Annotated in this window: 16 protein-coding genes and 1 pseudogene; 7 read left to right on the top strand and 10 right to left on the bottom strand. The window is 69.2% G+C overall.

Annotation, left to right across the window (positions count from 1 at the left end; genetic code table 11):
• Window positions 1-417: 417 nt before the first annotated feature.
• From ACWGR4_RS33635 to ACWGR4_RS33645, 3 genes are all read right to left on the bottom strand, one after another.
• On the bottom strand, window positions 418-2,061 hold the full coding sequence (locus ACWGR4_RS33635) for a GMC oxidoreductase (RefSeq protein ID WP_452131352.1): 1,644 nt from the start codon (window positions 2,059-2,061) through the stop codon (window positions 418-420).
• A gap of 530 nt (window positions 2,062-2,591) precedes the next feature.
• On the bottom strand, window positions 2,592-3,296 hold the full coding sequence (locus ACWGR4_RS33640) for a response regulator (RefSeq protein WP_452131353.1): 705 nt from the start codon (window positions 3,294-3,296) through the stop codon (window positions 2,592-2,594).
• Window positions 3,293-4,567, bottom strand: a complete 1,275-nt coding sequence (locus ACWGR4_RS33645; protein ID WP_452131354.1) for a sensor histidine kinase — start codon at window positions 4,565-4,567, stop codon at window positions 3,293-3,295. Before ACWGR4_RS33645 ends, ACWGR4_RS33640 begins: the two co-directional genes overlap by 4 nt.
• A 132-nt stretch (window positions 4,568-4,699) precedes the next feature.
• Between ACWGR4_RS33645 and ACWGR4_RS33650 the strand changes: the two genes are divergently transcribed.
• Window positions 4,700-5,266, top strand: coding sequence for a class I SAM-dependent methyltransferase (locus ACWGR4_RS33650; protein WP_380004787.1), 567 nt, complete (start codon window positions 4,700-4,702; stop codon window positions 5,264-5,266).
• A 405-nt stretch (window positions 5,267-5,671) separates the two neighbouring features.
• Here the strand turns inward: ACWGR4_RS33650 and ACWGR4_RS33655 are convergent, their stop codons facing one another.
• The 7 genes from ACWGR4_RS33655 to ACWGR4_RS33685 form a co-directional block, all read right to left on the bottom strand.
• The gene (locus ACWGR4_RS33655) at window positions 5,672-5,974 is read right to left on the bottom strand and encodes a 4a-hydroxytetrahydrobiopterin dehydratase (protein WP_452131355.1); all 303 of its coding nucleotides are present in this window, start codon (window positions 5,972-5,974) and stop codon (window positions 5,672-5,674) included.
• Window positions 5,975-6,050: 76 nt separating this feature from the next.
• Window positions 6,051-6,938 carry a phenylalanine 4-monooxygenase gene (locus ACWGR4_RS33660; protein ID WP_452131356.1) on the bottom strand — a complete coding sequence of 296 codons (888 nt, stop codon included), beginning with the start codon at window positions 6,936-6,938 and terminating at the stop codon, window positions 6,051-6,053.
• A gap of 328 nt (window positions 6,939-7,266) precedes the next feature.
• Window positions 7,267-7,461 carry a hypothetical protein gene (locus ACWGR4_RS33665; protein ID WP_452131357.1) on the bottom strand — a complete coding sequence of 65 codons (195 nt, stop codon included), beginning with the start codon at window positions 7,459-7,461 and terminating at the stop codon, window positions 7,267-7,269.
• 203 nt (window positions 7,462-7,664) lie between these two features.
• Window positions 7,665-8,933, bottom strand: a complete 1,269-nt coding sequence (locus ACWGR4_RS33670; RefSeq protein ID WP_452131358.1) for a helix-turn-helix domain-containing protein — start codon at window positions 8,931-8,933, stop codon at window positions 7,665-7,667.
• 359 nt (window positions 8,934-9,292) lie between these two features.
• Complete coding sequence (gene hisC, locus ACWGR4_RS33675) at window positions 9,293-10,393, bottom strand: histidinol-phosphate transaminase (RefSeq protein ID WP_380004798.1); 1,101 nt, start codon at window positions 10,391-10,393, stop codon at window positions 9,293-9,295.
• Between the two features lie 230 nt (window positions 10,394-10,623).
• Window positions 10,624-10,962, bottom strand: a complete 339-nt coding sequence (locus ACWGR4_RS33680; protein ID WP_452131364.1) for a peptidoglycan-binding domain-containing protein — start codon at window positions 10,960-10,962, stop codon at window positions 10,624-10,626.
• 350 nt (window positions 10,963-11,312) lie between these two features.
• Window positions 11,313-11,552, bottom strand: a complete 240-nt coding sequence (locus ACWGR4_RS33685; protein WP_452131359.1) for a hypothetical protein — start codon at window positions 11,550-11,552, stop codon at window positions 11,313-11,315.
• Between the two features lie 300 nt (window positions 11,553-11,852).
• On the opposite strand from ACWGR4_RS33685, the gene ACWGR4_RS33690 reads away from it, so the two are divergent.
• From ACWGR4_RS33690 to ACWGR4_RS33715, 6 genes and pseudogenes are all read left to right on the top strand, one after another.
• Window positions 11,853-12,506, top strand: a complete 654-nt coding sequence (locus ACWGR4_RS33690) for a hypothetical protein (RefSeq protein WP_452131360.1) — start codon at window positions 11,853-11,855, stop codon at window positions 12,504-12,506.
• A 577-nt stretch (window positions 12,507-13,083) separates the two neighbouring features.
• Window positions 13,084-14,139 (top strand): AraC-like ligand-binding domain-containing protein, encoded by a 1,056-nt coding sequence (locus tag ACWGR4_RS33695; RefSeq protein WP_452131361.1) that lies wholly within the window; start codon window positions 13,084-13,086, stop codon window positions 14,137-14,139.
• Window positions 14,140-14,486: 347 nt separating this feature from the next.
• Window positions 14,487-14,933 carry a hypothetical protein gene (locus tag ACWGR4_RS33700; protein ID WP_380004819.1) on the top strand — a complete coding sequence of 149 codons (447 nt, stop codon included), beginning with the start codon at window positions 14,487-14,489 and terminating at the stop codon, window positions 14,931-14,933.
• 104 nt (window positions 14,934-15,037) lie between these two features.
• Window positions 15,038-16,015 carry a hypothetical protein gene (locus ACWGR4_RS33705; RefSeq protein ID WP_452131362.1) on the top strand — a complete coding sequence of 326 codons (978 nt, stop codon included), beginning with the start codon at window positions 15,038-15,040 and terminating at the stop codon, window positions 16,013-16,015.
• Between the two features lie 19 nt (window positions 16,016-16,034).
• Window positions 16,035-16,376 (top strand): annotated as a pseudogene (locus tag ACWGR4_RS33710) (NF041680 family putative transposase); the annotation flags it as partial.
• Window positions 16,377-16,521: 145 nt separating this feature from the next.
• The gene (locus ACWGR4_RS33715; protein ID WP_452131363.1) at window positions 16,522-18,357 is read left to right on the top strand and encodes a C40 family peptidase; all 1,836 of its coding nucleotides are present in this window, start codon (window positions 16,522-16,524) and stop codon (window positions 18,355-18,357) included.
• Window positions 18,358-18,447: the final 90 nt, after the last annotated feature.

Genomic DNA, 18,447 nt, shown 5'->3' on the forward strand with positions numbered 1-18,447 from the left:
CCGGCAGGCCACCGGCCCGCTTGCCCGGTCCCCACACGACCTTCGGGTCGAATGACGGGACCCATCTCTGCCCCTTCTCTTGTGCCTCACACCCACCACCGCTCGCCACATGCACCGGCCGCGGGGACGCTCCTACTGTCACCTTCAACTGACGGCGCGGAACCGCCGGGTCGGACTCACATGTCTCATCGCTGTCGCCTATCGGGGCTGCCGTCCGACGACTGCGACCCCACGATCCTGCTCGCTCGTACTTCGGATGAATGGTGATCACGCGCACATGATGCCGCGTGGCGGGGTGCGCCGCGATGTCGACGGCGCGGCGTGCGGTCCGGGGCCGGCCGGAGGGTCCGGACGGCCCCGGGATCGCGCTCGCACCGGGGGTGGTGAGGCTCACCGGGGCGCGCGGTCAGGGTGGTGTCACAGGTCGGTGGCGATGATCTTCTCGATGTTGCGTTCGGCGAGGGCGGTGATGGTGACGAACGGGTTGACGCTGGTGTTGCCGGGGATCAGCGCGCCGTCGATCACATACAGGCCGGAATATCCGTACAGGCGGCCGTAGTTGTCGGTGGCCTTGGTCAACACCGCGCCGCCGAGCGGGTGATACGTGAGGTGGTCGCCCCAGATCTTGTAGGTGCCGAAGAGGTCGGTCCGGTAGATCGTCCCCTCCTTCGCGTTGATCTTGTCGAAGATGGTCTTGGCCATGTCGATGGACGGTTGTTTCCAGGAGGCCTGCCAGTTCAACTCGACCTTGCCCGTGGCGGCGTTCCAGGAGAACCGGGCGCGGTTCGGGTTCTTGGTGATCGACAGGTAGAACGACGCGTAGGTCTCGATGCCGGTGGGCAACGGGGCGACTTCGGCGAACGCGCCGCCGGCGTTCCAGTTGTCGATGCCGCCGGTGGGGATGGACGACTGGAGGGAACCGGTGGGATCCCACAGGTGGTTGGCCCGGCCGCACATCACGTTGCCGTTGTCGCCCCAGCCCTGGCCGATCTCGCCGTTCAGCGCGGGCAGTGCTCCGGTGGCCTTGAGCCGGACCAGCAGTTTGCTGGTGCCGACGCTGCCCGCGGCGAAGAAGACCTTGGCAGCGGTGACGGTCTTGGTGAGGGTGGTGGCACCGCCGGTGTCGGTCTGGTCGATCACCACGGTGTAGCCGCCGCCGGCTGCCGGCGTGACCGAAGTGACCTTGTGCAGCGAGGAGATGGTGACCCGACCGGTGTCCTTGATCCGGGCGAGGTAGGTCTTCTGCAGGGACTTCTTGCCGTAGTTGTTGCCGTAGAGGATCTCACCGGCCAGCGCGGACTTGGGCACGGCTCCGGCGGCCTCCTGCTTCATGTAGTCCCAGTCGTACACGGTGGGCACGAATACGAACGGGAAGCCGGAGCGCTGGGCGTGCTTGCGGCCGACCCGGGCGTACTGGTAGCAGGCGGTGGTGTCGAACCAGGCCGGGTCGATGGTGTTTACGCCCAGACCGGCGTTGGCGCGCGGGTAGTAGGTGTCGTACATCTCGTCGACGTTCACCGAGGGCAGGATGGCGCCGAAGTTCTCCCGCTTGGGGGTCACCGCCATGCCGCCGTTCACGAGCGAGCCGCCGCCGACGCCTCGGCCCTGGTAGACGGTGATGCCCGCGAACTCCTCGGCGTCCAGGATGCCGGTGTACTTGGGGATGTCCCGGTCGATGGGGTAGCCGAGGAAGTTGCTCAGCGGTTGCTTGGTCTTGGTGCGGAGCCAGAAGGAACGGGCGTCGGGGGAGGTGGTGTTGGCGAAGATCCTGCCGTCCGGGCCGGGGGTGTCCCAGGACATGCCCATCTCGATCATGTGCACGTCGACGCCCGCCTGGGCCAGACGCAGTGCGGCGACACAGCCGCCGTATCCGGTGCCGATCACCAGGGCCGGGACGTTTGCCCCGGAGGGAATCGAGGCGGCGGAGGCAGCCGCCGTCGGCCGGGCCGCGCCGGCGCGACCGGCGAGGGCCGCGACGCCGAGGATGGAACCGGTTCCAGTAATGAAAGCGCGGCGCGAGAAACCCTGGGAACTGTTTCTGTGCATGGCGGAATCGCTCATGTGACGTTCCTCACTCTGGGGGGAGTGAGAACAAGTTCTAGGCGTGATCGCGTGACAAGTCACGGCATACTCATGAGTAACATGTGGGCGATCCCGGGTACTTGCCCACGGGTCGCGCAGCGTCGTTCGGTGGTCACGCAAGCGGCTGTGCGGGCGGCCCCGGAGACGGTTGTTCGGACGCTCGGCGTCACGCGGGCGGGACAGCACGGCCCTCGCCCGGGGCAGACGCCGTCGCCCGACACGTCGCCGAACGCCACCCGGCCGCCCCGACGCACCACCGGCTGCTGACGCCGCCGCTCGCTTGGGCTCATGACACGTTCGTTACCGGCAGGTCGCCGGTGGTGCCGTCCGAGGACGCGGCCAGGGAATCCACTGGCCTGTCGGCTGAGATTCCCAGCGTCTCGAGACTCGGGCGCCTCGACCCGCCGTAGGTGGGTGCCCACGGCCGATATCGGCTTCCTTCATCAGGGAAGCCAGGTATTGCTCTGCCCCACGGCGATGCGGGCAGTCGGCGCTGTGCCCATCGCTGGTCAGTCCCCGGCCCGTATCAGCCCGCTCTCGTAGGCGAAGATCACTGCGTGGATGCGGTCGCGGAGGCCGAGTTTGGTCAGGATGCGGCCGAGGTGGGTTTTGACGGTCGTCTCTCCCACGAAGAGGCGGTCGGCGATCTCGCCGTTGGCCAGTCCCCGGGCGATCAGGGCGAGCACTTCCCGTTCCCGGTCGGTGAGTGCGGCCAGGAGTTCGCGCTGGGCGGGCGCGGACGCGGGGGCGTGCCGGACGAAGCGTTCGACCAGGCGCCGGGTGAGTGAGGGCGCCACCATGACCTCGCCCCGCAGCACCGCGCGAACGGTGACCAGGATCTCCTCGGCGGGGGCGTCCTTGACGAGGAAGCCGTTCGCGCCGGCGCGCAGAGCAGCGTAGGCGTACTCGTCGAGGTCGAAGGTGGTGACGACGAGGATCCGAGGTCCATGGGGCTGTGCGCAGAGGTGTTCGGTTGCGGCGAGCCCGTCCATGCCGGGCATGCGTACGTCCATCAGGACGAGGTCCGGCTCCAGGGCGGCCACGCTCGTGATTGCCGCGTGGCCGTCGGGGGCCTCGCCCACCACGGTGAGGTCGGGCTGGCTGTCGATGACCATGCGCAGGCCCATCCGGATCAACTCCTGGTCGTCGCAGATCAGCACTCGGGACAATGCCGGAGCGGGAGCCGGGGACGGGATCGGGGTCGGGTCGATCATGGGTTCGCCGTCACGGACTCGGGCTCGGTGGGGCGCAGGGTGGCGGTGACCCGGTAGCCGCCGTCGGGTGTGGGTCCGGCGTCGACGCTCCCGCCGTACAGGGCGGTGCGTTCGCGCATGCCGGTGAGCCCGTGACCGGAGAGGAGCAGCGGGGTGGGGTGCTTCGGGGCTGCTTCCCTTCCGGCTCCGGCCGAGTTCTCCACCCGGACGCGGACCAGCCGCTCGGGCCCCTCGGTACCGGTGTCGACCCGTACGTGGATCGTGGCGTCCGGCGGTGCGTGCTTGACGACGTTGGTGAGTGCCTCCTGCACAATGCGGTACGTCTGCGCGGTGAGATCCGCCGGAAGACCGCCACCCTCTCCACGAAGATCCAGCCGGGCGCGCGCGCCGCTTGTGTTGAGGCGCCCGACCAGCCGCCGCAGATCCGCCGAAAGGGACTCACCGGCCCCACCGTGATCCGGCCCGGGGCCTGGGCCGCCGGCCGGAGTGTCCGTGTCGGAGGTGCGCAGTACCTCCAGCAGCCGGCGCAGTTCGTCCAGTGCCTCGCGGCCGGTCGCGCTGATGACACCGAGGGTACGGTCGACGACCGTGGGGTCGGCGTGCCGCATCATCCTGCCGCCCTCCGCGCTCAGCACCATCACGCTCACACTGTGCGCGAGGACATCGTGGATCTCGCGGGCAATGCGCGCCCGTTCCTCGGCGACGGCGACCCGGGCCAGCGCGAGGCGCTCCGACTCGGCGAGCTCGGCCCGCCGCTCGAACTCGGCGATATAGGCGCGCCGGGCACGGACGTACTCGCCGAACATCCAGGCCCCGGCCAGCAGGAGCCCCACCGCGAGCGGGGTGAGCCAGGCCCCCCGGGTGCCCGGGCCCCCGTAGTCCCGCTGCCAGGCCGGAATCCACAGCACGACACAGCCGGCGGCGCAGAGCACCGTCGCCGCGGCGACCCGGCGCAGGCCGCGTACCGTCAGGGTGGCCAGGACCGCGGCCAAGGCGACGGCGCCGCGTCCCGGTTCCTGTCCCCACACGTGTCCGAGGTACTGCGCCCAGAACGCGGCTGTCACCAGGGCCGCGACGAGGACCGGCCGGCGGCGGCGCCAGAGCAGGGGCAGCACCAGGGCGACGTAGACGCCCGCCTGTACCCAGACCGGTTGCCAGCCCGGCTGCCGGCGGATCACCGGGGGCACGGCCACCAGCACGAGCAACAGGACGTCCGCGAGCCACGAATGTTCGCGCCGCAGGCGGGGCAGGGTCTCGATCAGCCGTTGCACCGCCTCACGCTACGGTCGGGGCCCGCTCACCGGCATCATCCTGGCGGGCGTCCCGGGGTCCTCCCGCAGTCGTACGGACACCGGCCGGGGATACGACGTGCGGCTACCCGGGGCGCTTCCAGCATGGCCGCCATGTCGATCACCACCGAGTTCCTCAGGCGTCCTCTCATGACCGGTGCCGTGGCGGCCAGTTCACGGCGGCTGGCGTACGCGATGACCGAGGGCATCGGCCTGGAGCGGGCCCGGCTCGTCGCCGAGCTCGGTCCCGGGACCGGGGTGTTCACCGACGCGATCCTCGCCCGACTTGCCCCCGACGCACGGCTCGTCGCGGTCGAGCTCAACCCGGTGCTCGCCGTCCGGTTGTCGGCCACCCGGCGCGACAGCCGGCTGACCGTGGTCCAGGGTTCGGCCGCCGGGCTGGCCGCCGCGGTGGGCGAACCGGTCGACGCGGTGGTCTCCGGGCTGCCGTGGACGGTCATGTCGCAGGACCGGCGCGGGCACATCCTGGATGCCGTGACCGAAGTCCTCGCGCCCGGCGGCCGGTTCACCACCTTCGCCTATGTGCACACGATCCGGACTCCGCCGGCCCGTCACTTCACCGCCGAACTGGCCCGTCGTTTCGACCGGTTGGAGCGCTCGAAGGCGGTGTGGGCGAACCTCCCGCCCGCTGTCGTGCACAGGGCCACCCGGAGGCCATGACCGCGAGCAGGCCCGCGAGAGCGAGGCCCGAGACCGGGAACCAGCGCGAGGGGGCGAGATCATTCGCGGGGACGGTACGGAGGTTGCCGGTCCAACGCGCCGGCCGGGTTCCCTGGCAGTTCGTGCACCCGAGACGAGGAGAGCCCAACCGACGAGAAGAAGGAAACCGCCATCGCCTTCCGGGCCGGAGCGCTTCGATCAGGTGCGGGCCCGGTTCGGCTACCGCACGCGAGAATTGGCCCGCCGGCTCCTCGGTCGTCCTCGCGCGGGTAGCCGGCACGCCCATTCCCTCGGCGATCATGGTGAAGTCGAGGTCGGGGCGGGTGGCTGCGCGGCACCGCCCCGGCGCTGTGCCGCACGGCACGGCAAGGGAAGCCGACGACCCTGCCGGGGCCGTCGTGGGCGTCAGTGCGAGCCGTGTTGCCGCGCCAGGAGCGAGATCTCGCGGGCGAGAGCGACGTCGCGAACCGTGACGCTGTTGTCCGCGTCATGGGTCTGCAGGGCCAGGGACACCTTGTCGTAGAGAAGGGTGATCACGGCGTGGTGGTTCGCGGCGTCCTCGGCCTTTGCCACGGCCTCGAGGAACGGTGTCACCGAAGGCCGCGGCAGTCGAAAGGTGCGCGTCAGCCGGCTGTGCTCGTACGTCCAGTCGGGCAAGCCGGCCACGGCCTCTGCGAGTTCGGCTTCGGTCAGGGGGTGTGGCGGCACTCTTCTCTCTCCGGATCGTCGTGTCGTGTCCCGCTGTGTGAAGCGAGGACCGCTGGGGTTGCCTACACGACGGCGATCACCCGACGGGTACGGCGAGGCGCGCGGTGGTGTCGTCGTCACAGGTGGCCCAGAAGGTGCCGACGACGTCCTCCAGGTGCTCCATCGACTCGGCGAGGAACAGAGTGTCCTGGTACTGGGTGATGTCGTAGGTCGTGGTGCCCATGGCCGCGAGGTCCAGGGGACGGATGGTCATGCCGCGGAATTCGCGGGTCTCGCCGAACGACGACAGGATGCCCGCGCCGTAGGCCTTGGTTTCGCCGGCCTCGGTCATGACGCCGAACTCGAGGGTGAACCAGAAGACCTTGGACACGAACTCCAGTGCCTCGTGCGTCTCGACGCGTCGCGCGGCCTGCCCGGCGAGCCGGTAGAGGGCGGCGAACCGGTCGCTTGCGAGTGCGTTGGCGTGGCCGATCACTTCGTGGATGACGTCCGGTTCCGGGGTGTAGAGCGGCACGCTGTGGTGGCGCACGTACTGCGTGGAATGGAAGTACGAATCCGCCAGCGATCCGTAGAACTCGCGAAGTTCGACCAGTCCCGCGGCCGGGAGGTAGCGGAATCCGGTGAGCGGCTCCAGGGCGTCGCTGACTTCCTGGAGCTGGGGGATCCGGTCGGCGGGAAGCCCTAGGCGTTCGGTGCCGTGCAGGTACTCGGCTGTTGCGAACTGACGGTGAGCGCGGCCTAGTTCTTCGGATACGACACGCCAGACCTCGTGTTCTTCGTCGGTGTAGGCCACGTCGGCGATCGGTGCACCGACGGTGTGTCCCAGGGCCTGCTCGGCGATGCGGTTACGGCGCTGCCGGTAGGCGGGGTCGGCGAAGCCGGGGTGCCCGTGGGCGAGTTCGACTTCGACGCCGCCGTCAGCGCGCACGGTGACCGGCGCGAGATACTGGGCTTCTTCAAACATCGCGGCCTCCGGGTGGATGTACTGGGGGTTCCGACAGCGCCTGGCCGCGGTGCAGCGGCACGTGTTGTTCCGTTTTTGCCGGGCATCGAGCCGCGCCGCGGCACCGTGGAGTCGCAGGAGGGCCGCGAGCGGGCGGTGTCCGCCGCGCGGACGCGTCCTTGGCGCCCGTGTGGTGGAATCCATCCTTCCCCGGACCGGCAGGCAGGGGCATCAGCCGAGCGTTGCGAATCGCGCGCGGGAAATTCGACATCTGTCGCGGTCTGCCGCCATGCGGTGAGCCGGGTTCGACCCGGGGGACGGCATACCTCGCCCACCGGGCCTCCTGGGTCTACTGGACGGCGAAGGCGGGGCCGATGGCGAGGCGTTGCACGCGGGTGTTGCCCGCGATGACCTGCAAGGCCTTGGCTTCGTGCATGTCGATGTGTTCGTGGTGCGCGACCTGGGCTGCAAGATGTTTGTCGGCGACGCCGCGCGCGATCAGGTGGTGGGCATCGGTCGTGGGGAGCCGGCGCTCCACGGGCACGGTGTCCTCCCAGGCAAGGCGGTCGGGGTGAGACGAGCGGTGTAGGGATCGGTGGCGCATGCGCGCCGGGCGCGGTTTCGGTCACGCCGGTGCTGTGACCCTCGCCCGCGAGACACCCGCTTTGGCGTGCATCTTCGTGGGACGCCGTCGTCGGCGCTACCGCCGGTGTCGGCTGCGGTGGCCGGCAACGTGTGCCTCGGGGCTCATGACGTGTCCGCGCCACGGTGTCGGGGCGAGGGATGCAACACCCCCGCCAATGCGCGGATTTTGACCGCGAGATGCAGGGCGAGTCGGTCGTCTCCGTTTTGGAGGGAGCATCCGGTCACCGACTCGATCCTGCGCAGGCGGTGGTAGAGGGTGGCCCGGTGTACGCAGAGCGTTTCCGCGGTCCGTCGCACGTCCCCCGCGTTGTCGAGGTACGCCTCCAAGGTCTCGGCAAGCACCTGCCGGCTGTCCTCAGCGTCCAGTGCCCGCATCACCGGTAGCCGGGCCAGCGATTCAAGGTCTTCGGGTGGGATGCGCAGCAACACTTCGTAGGGCCCGAGTTCCTCGCAACGGATGAAGCCGTCGCGCTCGGGCAGGACCGCGGCGGCGCGGGCGGCCAGCTGTGCGCGTTCGAACCCGTCGGCGATCGCGTCCACGCGATCCACCACGGGGCCGACGCCCACCGCCACGCCCGCAGCCTGCCCGGTCAGCGCTGCGAACCGGGCAGCGGCTGTGCGTGCAAACGCCGCCGCCCGCCCGGGAGGCGGCCCGCCCGGAGCGACCAGCACCCCCCAGGCGCAGCCTTCGTCGGCCACCGAGAGGAGGCGTTCACCGGGGACCGCGCGCAGTGCGTCGACCACGGCCGCCGCCAACGCGACGTCGCAGTCGGCGCCGGCGGTGGTCTTCCCGGATCCCGCCCGGTCACGCGTGACGACGGCGTGGACGACAACGACCTGGAACCCCATACCGGGTGCACCGAGGACCGTGTCGGCGCTCAGTTCGGCCACGGCTCGGCGATGGGCCGCCGAAGACCCGCCGACCAGGGCCCGCAGGGCATCCTCATGGCGAGGGCGCGCCACTGCCGGCCCGTGCGCGTCCTCGTACAACGCGATACCGGCGCGTTTGGCGGCGTCGACTGCCATGTCGGCCTCCGGCTCGGACAACCCCTCCCCCGCGTCGATGAGCCACAGGTACCCGAGCAGTTCACCGCGGCAGCGGATCGGCGCGCACCACCGCGGCAGGCACCCTGGAATGTCCAGGGCCACACGGCCCGGCCGGGTCCACGAGGCCACTCCTGCGGACACGATCCGCTCGACGACGTCCGTACGCACCTCGCGGTTCATGACGGTCGCGATCCGGACCGCGTCCTCGTCGCCGAAGTGCCGGCTCGCCGCCAGCAGCCGGAAGGACGAGTCGTCGATGACGACGGACCGGCGCAGGCGGTCGGCGAGGTTGTCGACCAGGGACTGGAGGACGTCGTTGGTCATGGAACCTCCCGAAAGCATGAGCAGGCGTGCGGACGCTCCTGCGGCAGCGACAACGGTCGATCCGTCGGAGCCCGCCGAGAGCCGCTACGGCCGGAGCCGGATCCATGAACTGTAGAACACTTCAACAATTGAAACGTCGCTCCTCACGCCCGGCCTCGCCGGCCGTTCCGGCGCACGTCACGCGGGTAGGTCCCTGCCCGAGCTCTGGCTGCCGCACAGCATTTCGGTCGTGTCGAACCCGTGGCCGCTGGGGCGCCCGCCCGGTGGCCGCCGACGCAGTTCAACGTTTCGTCGACCTACTACGAGCGCACAGACCGGGTTGGTCTCCCTGCGGTGACTTCGGCGCGGCGGTCGATCGCTCAGAAGCCCTCGACGGCCAGGCGTGCGGTCACCTCCAGGAAGAGGTCATTGGCTTCCTTCTCGCCGATAGTGACGCGCGCGCCTTCGTCGCCGTAGGGGCGGACCGCCACACCCTCCGCAGTGCACGCGGCGGCGAAGGCCTGCGTGTGCGCTCCGAGGCGGAGCCAGACGAAGTTCGCCTGACTGTCCGGCACGGTCCAGCCCTGGGCACGCAACGCCTCGGTGACCCGGGCGCGTTCGTCGACCAGGGCGGCAACGCGTTCGAGCAATGCGGGCTCGGAGCGCAGTGAGGCGACCGCCGCGTCCTGGGCAATCCGGCTGACACCGAACGGCACGGCGACCTTGCGCAGCGCCTCGGCGACCGGCTCATGCGCGACGGCATGGCCCACCCGCAACCCGGCCAGGCCGTACGCCTTGGAAAACGTGCGCAGCACCACCACGTTCGGCCGGTCTCGGTACAGTTCGACGCCGTCGGGGATCGCCGGGTCCTGCACGAATTCCCTGTACGCCTCGTCCAGCACGACCAGCACCGAGGACGGCACCCGGTCGAGGAATTTCTCGAGTTCGGCCCGGCGGACCGCCGCGCCGGTCGGATTGTTCGGGTTGCAGACGAAGATGAGTCGGGTCCGGTCGGTGACCGCGTCGGCCATCGCGTCCAGGTCGTGGCACTCGTTCGGGAGCAGCGGGACGGTGACCGGCGTGGCACCGGCGATCCTGGTGATGATCGGGTACGCCTCGAAGGACCGCCAGGCGAAGATCACCTCGTCTCCGGGGCCCGAGGTCACCTGCACCAGCGACTGGGCCACGCCGACCGAACCGGTCCCGGTGGCCAGATGCGACTGCGGAACACCGAGCCGGTCGGCGAGTTCCGCAGTCAGCGCGGAACTCGCCATGTCCGGATACCGGTTGAGGTGCTCCGCTGCCGCGACGGCACGCTCCAGAACGCCGGGCAGGGGCGGGTACGGGTTCTCGTTGGATGAAAGCTTGTACGACGGTTTCCCCGACTCGACCCGAGCCGGCCTGCCGGGCGTGTAGGCGGGAAGCGCCGCAAGCGCGTCCTTGAGCCGAGGGCCGCCTGTGTCCGCGTTTTCGAGCGCCACGTGCGTTCTCCTGAAGGTGGTGGGTGGTCGGCGAGCCGAAGCGTCGGCCTGGAAATCGGGGCGAAACGAGCCGGCGGACAACCAACTGCCGAGTGGTGCGGCAAGTCGGTCATGACGACTCCCGGATGTGGAAGAGGGGATCACAGGCGGCAGGGACCCAAGCCGAGGGCCTGAGCGTCATGGAGAGTGACAAATTGAGCAAGTGTTTCTTTTTAAACTGTACAAATCGCCTAGTACTTCTGCGATTTCAGTCGCCGATTTGTGCAGTCTGAACAGTCGGATGGGTGACAGGGGCCCGCCCCGACGGTCAGGTTCTTGCCCGAGGTCCCGCCGAGCGTGGCGGTGACCTCGCCGACCCGCACCGAGTCGGGCAACACCACCGCGTCCCCGGGATCGAAGCGGCCGGTCTGCTTGTGGCCCACGTCCTTCTGCCACTTCCCCACCGCCGCGGCGGTCGTGTCGGTGAACTTGTCGTCCACGGTGAACCCGCCGTAGCCCAGCGCCTGGAGGTTCTCTCCAACTCGCGCACGTCCACGCCCTTTTCCACGCCGACGTACAACGCCCGCCAGAACGGCGTCTCGCCGTTGAACAGGGGCACCTTGGTCCCGTCCCGGCCGTACACCCGATCACCGCGCGACAACGTGTCGCCCACCGCGGGCGGTGTCCGGGGGCGAACCGCCTTGCCCGCCGGTCCGACCGGAGCCGCTGCCCGGGCCCTGTGACGGTCCCGGGGTCGTGCCGGTCTGCGGTTTGTTCCCGCCCGCGCCGCTCCCGTTGCTTCCGCTCGGTGGACGGATTTGGTGCGGGAGGTATCCGTGGGGTCCGTGTGTTCCGCGGACGGCACCGTCATCGGGTACCGCACCGTGGGCACGGGCCCGGCACTGTTGATCGTGCCCGGCGCGCCGGCCGTCGCCGCCGACTACGACGCTCTGGCGGCCGCGCTCGCCGAGCGGTTCACGGTACACACGGTGGAGCGGCGCGGACGCTGTACGAGCCGGGCGTCTGCGTCGACGGCTCGGTCCTGTTCGGCTGGGCCGACGAGTGCCGCCGCCACCTGGATGCGGGCCACCCCGCCGAGGCGTTCCTCGCGTTCGTCCAGGGCATCGGCCCGCCGACCGAACGTCGGTATTCCGAACTCAGCGAAGCCCTCACCCGCCACGCCGGCACCCGATGGGTCGCGCCCGCCGGGACCATCTGGTCGCGGCGCCGGCCCGATGGAACCCGAAAACCGGCTTCCCAGGCACCAACCCCCCGCGCTCGCAAAGACGCGAACCGCCGATGGCCCAACGAATCCATTCCGCCGCCGCGTCGACGAGAACCAGCCTCCGTCTGCGTGGATGCGACCAAGGTCTCGTGCCGCCGGGGCGCTGACGGCTTCGCCCGGTACTCTCCGGCATCACCAGGATGCCTCCTGCCCGACGGCCCCACCATCTCCCCTTCATCGATCGGTAGCGATTCCTTGACGAACGAAGACACAGCCGCCGCCCCACGGCGGACGTACTCGTGGTCGTCCGCCACGGCGAACACCCTCGGCGGACCGCTCCTGGTCTGTGACGCAGACGCCTTCCCGCACTGGAGCGGCGCGGTGCACGGACCCGACTACGAACTCGACCCCGCCTGCGACTACGCCCGAGCCATGTCCGCGGTCGACGACAGGGACGCCGCCATCGTCACTTTCGGTGCCCGGCATGAACACTCGGGGCTCGTATGGGACTTGGAGGGCGAGGGGACGGCCGAGATCGCCACCGCCGCCGACGGTTTCCTCCTCGTACGCTCGTGGATCCCTCCGGGCCGGACCCAGGGGCCCCGCCGGCGCGCGGCCACCGCGGCCGCGACGCGGGAGACGGCCGCGGGCGACCTCCGCATCCGCGGCGACCGGGTCGTGGTCGTCTGGGCGGCAGCGGCGGCTCGGGACAACGACATCGGCCCGTGGCCGCCGACCGTGCTCTCGGCCCGACCCGGCTGGTACGCGGTGACCTGCGGATGGCACGAAGGGGCTCGCGGACGGTACATGTCCGAGGCGGAGATCCACACCCCGTCGCCACCGTCTGCCGAGGAGGACTGGTCCTGCTTCTGGATCCGCCTCATTTTCTCCGGGATCCCGAAAACCTGACCCTCCAGGACGACTCACCACACCCCCGGGCCCGGGAAAACCCGAGTGCCCATGACGGGGCGCCCCTTGCCGCGTTTTCGGCCCCGCCCGCTGCCGAAGCGCCGCGCCGCCGGGCTGTGACGAAGACGGACGTGTCGGGCTCGCTGGGCCATGCCACGCACGTCCGGTGCTCTGTGGGATCGCCTTTTCCCGAGCGACATCACCATCGCGCACTCGGCATTCGTCACGAAGGCGAGCGGCCGTCCGGACGAACCGATCGACCACGTCTCGAGCCGCCGTCGATCCGCGACCGAAGCGCCTCCGGCGTCACCGCGGGCGGGAGGGGTTTTCCGCGGGGCGGGTGGCGCCGCCGCCGGGGGCGTGTGCGCAAGGCGGCTGTTCGGGTCGGATGACCCCGCAGGCATATCCGGACAAATATCCGTAGAACGCGACGCCGACTCTGTCCGGAACACGTCCCGAACAGGCCGCGCCGTGTCTCGGGGGTCCTCGTCGGGTCAGCCTTGCCACATCGATCCCTGTCCCTGGGCCCGGGCGGTGTGCACGAACGCCCCCACCCGAACGAGGAGGAAGCACAGGTATGCCCGAACCATGTCCATCCGCCGTACCGACGCCGGGTGATGCCGTAACGCCGGGCACCGCCGCCCCCCGTGGTGAACCGCATCCACCGCACTGTGCGGCGCCGGCCGAGATCGCCGAGCTGTGGCACCTGCCGGACCTGCGGCCCGGCCGGCCGACTCGGCCGGGGGCGTGCCTGCGGGTCCTGCACCTCGGCGACGTGCGGGTCTGGGTCCTGGTCTGTCCGCGGACCGGCTTCGCCCGTACCGCGCGGCTCATTCACCGACGCGACCCGCAGGCCTTCCACATGCTGCACATGCGCAGAGGGTCCACCAGCCTGGCCATCGGCCGACGGGAAACCCGGGTCGAAGCCGGGCAGTTGGTCATGGTGGACAGTTCCAGCCCCTACCGTGGACGGTTCGACGACCCCGCCGGGGTGCACTCCTTCGTCGTCATCCAGTGTCCGCGCGCCCTGCTGCGCCTGCCACCGCGCATCGTGCAACGCGTCCATGCCGTCCCGGTGTCCCTGCGGACGGGGACTGGCGGCGTGTTGGCGCGCTGGCTGACCGATATCACCGCCCGTGCCGACGAGTTCACCCCGACCGACGGCCCCCTCCTTGCCGAGATCACCACGAACCTGCTCGCCTCGGTACTCGGCGGGGCGGCCGACACCATGGCGGACCGGGACCCCCCGGGCAGTCGCCAGGCATTACGAACGCAGATCCGGCAGTTCATCCGGTGTCACCTCACCGATCCCTCCCTCACCCCCGACAACATCGCCGCCGCACACCGTCTGTCGCGGCGCACGCTCTACTCCCTCTTCGAAGAGGACGGCCGGACCATGGCCGCCTGGATCCGGCACGAGCGGCTGGAACGATGTCGACGCGACCTGATCGATCCCCGGCTGGCGGGACGGGCGATCCACACCATCGCCGCCCACTGGTGCTTCCCGGACAAGGCGCACTTCAGCCGGACGTTCCGGTCCGCGTACGGGGTCTCGCCCCACGACTTCCGTCGACGGGCGACGCTGCACGAATCGACAACCGACGTGCACGCGGGGACAACGACGGCCGCCTAGCCGGCCGGCACTGTCGTGTACGGGGACGGTTCACGGTGAGCGACCGGGAACCCGAACCCCGCCGTCCTCCGGTCGTGGCCGCGTCGCCTTGCGTGCAGGGCGGTCGTGTCCAGCCGCCGGGACTGCCGTCGAGCCAAGCCTCGACGAATCCGAGCACCTCGAACCGCATTCCCACCCTGGTTCCCCTCCGCTGTCGGAATCGCTGCGGCAACCGCGCGGTGCACCTGTGATCAGCCTATTCAAGAAGTACTCGAGGACTGCTCACAACGTCTTCGCCACAGTCGTCCGTGCAACGGAAACCGTCGCACGACGACCGAAATCGGATACCTCGAAGGAAAGGAAGCAATATGGGCAACAAGCTCCTGACAGCAGCGCTGGTGGCCGGCCTGTCGGCCACCGCCATGATCGTCGCGCCCTCTGCGGGTGCGGCGGACTCGCCGACGTGGTGCGGCAGTTGGCTGGCGAACCCGGCCAAGGCCACGAACGTCTCGCCGGTCTCGGGTACGCAGACAAACGTGGGTGGATCCACCTACATCCGCGTCAACCAGGGCACTTACAACGGCAAGTGGTTCGCCTGGGCCAAGATGTACAACGAGGGCGCCGACGTGGTCGCGTTGATCTGGGTGAACCAGGCGGACAAGGCGATCTACCAGTGCGGTTCCCGGGACGGGTCGAGTGGCTGGAGCGGCGACTCGTACACCGCGGGTGTCGATGACGCGCACGCGTACAAGGTCCAGGCCAAGTATCGGCACAGCCAAGTAGTGGTCTACGGCCCTGCCGTCGTGTGGCGCTGAGGATCCATCCGGGCACACGCGGTCGACGCGATTCCCGTGTCGCCCGTCCGTACGGGGGCGGGCGGGTGACACGGTACGGAGCGGTTGTGGACGTGGAGGAACACATGCGACTTCCCCGAGTGACGGTCGTGCGGGCCGTCGCGTTGTCGATGCTCGTGGTTTCGGCTGCCGACGGTTGTGCGTCGCACGACGGGCGTCCGGACCCGCGGCCGCCGGTGGCCGCGACGGTGGCCCAGGCTCCGGGAGCGGCGGGTGAACTGGGGCTGCCGCTGGACGCCTACGAGCCGACGGCGCAGGAGTACCAGATGATCCAACTGGCGACGAGGCGATCGTTGCGCGCCTGCATGAAGTCCTTCGGCCTGGAGCTCGACGCGCCCGATGTCGGGCCGGTGAAGTACCCGCAGAACGCCACGATCCTGAGCTGGCTCGGCTCGCACGAAGTGGAGCGGTACGGGTACGCGGGGCCACCGGGGTTCGCCGACGAGATGGCGGCGGTGGCCATGCGAGGTACGCGGCCGATTGTGATCGGCCCAGAGCTCGTGCCGATCTTCGAAGGCAGTGTCCGGGAGTTCGCCGGCAAGGTGGTTCCGTCCGGAGGATGCGACGCGCAAACACGCCGCGCCCTCGACGCCGGAGCCGTGCCCGTGCGCAACGACGATCTCGGACCGGACTCGACACCCGAGCGAGGCATCCGAATCCTGGCCCAACAGGCGGGCGAGCAAGCCCGGGCCGACGCGCGATTTCGCCCGGTGGTCAAGGCGTGGAGCACCTGCATGAAGCGCGCCGGTCATCGATACGCAAACCCCGATCAGGCCCAAGGCGACCGGCGTTGGACGGGCACCGAAGCTGCGGGTGACGGCTCCGCCGCGGTTCCGGTGTCCGCGGCCGAGATCGCTACCGCCGTGGCCGACCGCCGGTGTCGGGAGGAGGTGAACTTTTCGGGGATCCTGAGGATGCTTGTGTCCGAGCGTGAGAGCGAGCTGATCCGAACCAAGGGCGACGTCGTGCGCGCCGTCTCGACCCTGTTGCGCACCAGGGTCTCGAACGCCGCCGCGATCCTGCGCACGTCCCCGCCGACGTGAGCGAACCGAGCGACCGTTCCTCGCTCGGTCGCTCGCCGACGACCTGCGACGTCCCTGGGAGAACCGGCCGAACCGGATCGGCTGACCCCGGCCCGAGTCCGCCGAGGGTTCAGGGACCTCCGCTCGAAGACCGCACCTCCGTGCCGGTGCACCCAAACCCTCGACCCTCGGTCCGGGGCGACCGCCAGGCTCGAGGAATTGCAGACGGGCACCCCGCCACGACGTCGGGCGCATCATCAGGACCGGCGAGTCCTACACCCGACCCAGCCACCACCGCGCGACACCAACATTTACTACAACAAGTGGTACTGGGTCGAGGACAACCGGGGCACACGCGCCTGGATCTACCGCGCCAACGTGACCCCCGGCAGTTGCGTTTGAATCGGCCGACAAAATGCCGTCGGCCCGCCCGGCGCAGGCGGGCCGAGACCGTTGTATCAACTCACTGATAGCTAATGGGTGATACCCGAATCGCATATTTCCGGCCGCCGAGCCGAGGAGATTCCATGCTTCGACATGACAGACACGCATTGTTCAGATGGGCAACGGTCTTCGCCCTGCTGCTCAGCCTGGCGGTGGTCGGCGGAGCACAGAGGGCCGGCGCGGCGCCCGCCGCCGTCAATCTCAATTCTTCATCGTGTGCGACCTATATCAGCCAAGGCGCAAACAACGGCTGTGTCACGGAGTTGCAACGCCTACTCAGGAGCCACGGGCACAACATTTCCGCGGACGGGATATTCGGCTCCGGCACATACGCCGCCGTCCGTCGCTTCCAATCCCAGGCGGGCCTTGCCGTCGACGGCATCGTCGGGCCGAGCACCAAGAACGCGCTGTACAACAGCAACACCGGGGGCGCTGTCAGCAATCCGCGCAACTTGTGGTCGGGCGAATGCCCCAAATATATCCAACCAGGACAAACCGGTGGATGCGTTACCGAGTTGCAGAATCTGCTGAACGAGCATGGGGCTCGACTGGTGATCGACGGCGCTTTCGGAGCCGCGACACACAGCGCCGTCACCGCATTCCAGTCCCGCTCGGGTTTGCCCGCGGACGGCGTGGTCGGACCGGACACGAAGGACGCTCTCTATAACGGGAGCAAGGGCTCCGCCAACGGACCCGACTTGCGCTCCTCCTCGTGCCCGACCTACATGTCGCTGGGTCAGGTCGATGGGTGCGTCGCCACGCTGCAAAGCCTGTTGACCGGGCACGGATACAGCGTCGCCATCGACCGCGCATTCGGCTCCCAAACACTCGCCGCGGTCACGTCATTCCAGACGCGGGCCGGACTGACGGCGGACGGCGTCGTCGGACCGGACACCAAACTGGCCCTCTATCGCGGTGTTGCCGACGCGCCGGATGCTCCCTCACCGATCAACCTCTATACGGCGCGATGCCCTGAGTTCATGCAACTCGGTGAAGCCGACGGCTGCGTCACGGAGTTGCAGAGTCTGCTCAACTCGCACGGTCAGCGCTTGGTGCTCGACGGCATCTTCGGGCCGGCAACCGAGTACGCGGTACGCTGCTTTCAGGAAGCAATCGGCCTGACGGTCGACGGGATCGTCGGTTCGGAGACCAAAGCCGCGCTCTACGGCGATGACACCCAAACGACGTGTGTCGTTCCACCCGACGAGCCGACGAACCGATCAGCGGCCCTTGCAACGGCACAGACCGGAACCGAAACCAACCGGCGGAACGCCGTCTCGGTCGTCGAATCGAACGCGGCATGCGCCACCGGCCCGAACGTCGCCCCCCGGGTCGCGAAAATCGTTCGGTGGCTGTTCGGCACGACAACCTCACAGGATCAGTCGGCCGGGAAGGATTACTACTACCGAAACCTCATGCGCAAGGCGAACGTCAACCTGTACAACGCCAAGCCAAACAATGCACCCGATCCGTCCGACATACCCTACGTGTGGGGTGGCGGTCACCGGGCCAAGGCAGGACCTTCCAGGGGGACCTGTTGGGGCTACTCGGGTGGCAACCCGTGCCGCGCCGAGACCACTACGGGACTTGACTGCTCCGGACTCGTTCGATGGATCTACAAGCTCGCCACCGGGAAGGACGTCTTCGGCTCGGGCAACACCGACAGCCAGATCAAAAAGGGCAGCAAGGTGACCGCCGCCGACGCCGTGCCGGGTGATCTCATCTTCTGGGGATCGAGCGAGAGCAGCACGCACCACGTCGCGATCTACATGGGCACCATGGACGTCGACTCTCGCGACGGTGGAAAAGGCAAGGGTCGCGCCATCATCGAGGAGTGGTACACCGGTTCCTTCGCCGAAATGCACCTGCTCGGCGAACGCGGGAAGACCGCGCTCGGCTACTACCACTACGCGTTCTAGGCCGCGTATCCAGTCGTGATCAATGAGTGGTGTGGGTGAGGGCGTTGAGCCAGATCATCGCGGCGCGAAGATGGAGGGCGGCGAGGTAGC

The sequence above is a fragment of the Embleya sp. NPDC055664 genome (assembly GCF_053618075.1).

Coding starts and splice junctions, on each gene's coding strand:
- ACWGR4_RS33635 (WP_452131352.1), bottom strand. CDS start 2,061: ATGAGCGATTCCGCCATGCACAGAAACAGTTCCCAGGGTTTCTCGCGC.
- ACWGR4_RS33640 (WP_452131353.1), bottom strand. CDS start 3,296: ATGATCGACCCGACCCCGATCCCGTCCCCGGCTCCCGCTCCGGCATTG.
- ACWGR4_RS33650 (WP_380004787.1), top strand. CDS start 4,700: ATGTCGATCACCACCGAGTTCCTCAGGCGTCCTCTCATGACCGGTGCC.
- ACWGR4_RS33660 (WP_452131356.1), bottom strand. CDS start 6,938: ATGTTTGAAGAAGCCCAGTATCTCGCGCCGGTCACCGTGCGCGCTGAC.
- ACWGR4_RS33670 (WP_452131358.1), bottom strand. CDS start 8,933: ATGACCAACGACGTCCTCCAGTCCCTGGTCGACAACCTCGCCGACCGC.
- ACWGR4_RS33695 (WP_452131361.1), top strand. CDS start 13,084: ATGCCCGAACCATGTCCATCCGCCGTACCGACGCCGGGTGATGCCGTA.
- ACWGR4_RS33700 (WP_380004819.1), top strand. CDS start 14,487: ATGGGCAACAAGCTCCTGACAGCAGCGCTGGTGGCCGGCCTGTCGGCC.
- ACWGR4_RS33705 (WP_452131362.1), top strand. CDS start 15,038: ATGCGACTTCCCCGAGTGACGGTCGTGCGGGCCGTCGCGTTGTCGATG.
- ACWGR4_RS33715 (WP_452131363.1), top strand. CDS start 16,522: ATGCTTCGACATGACAGACACGCATTGTTCAGATGGGCAACGGTCTTC.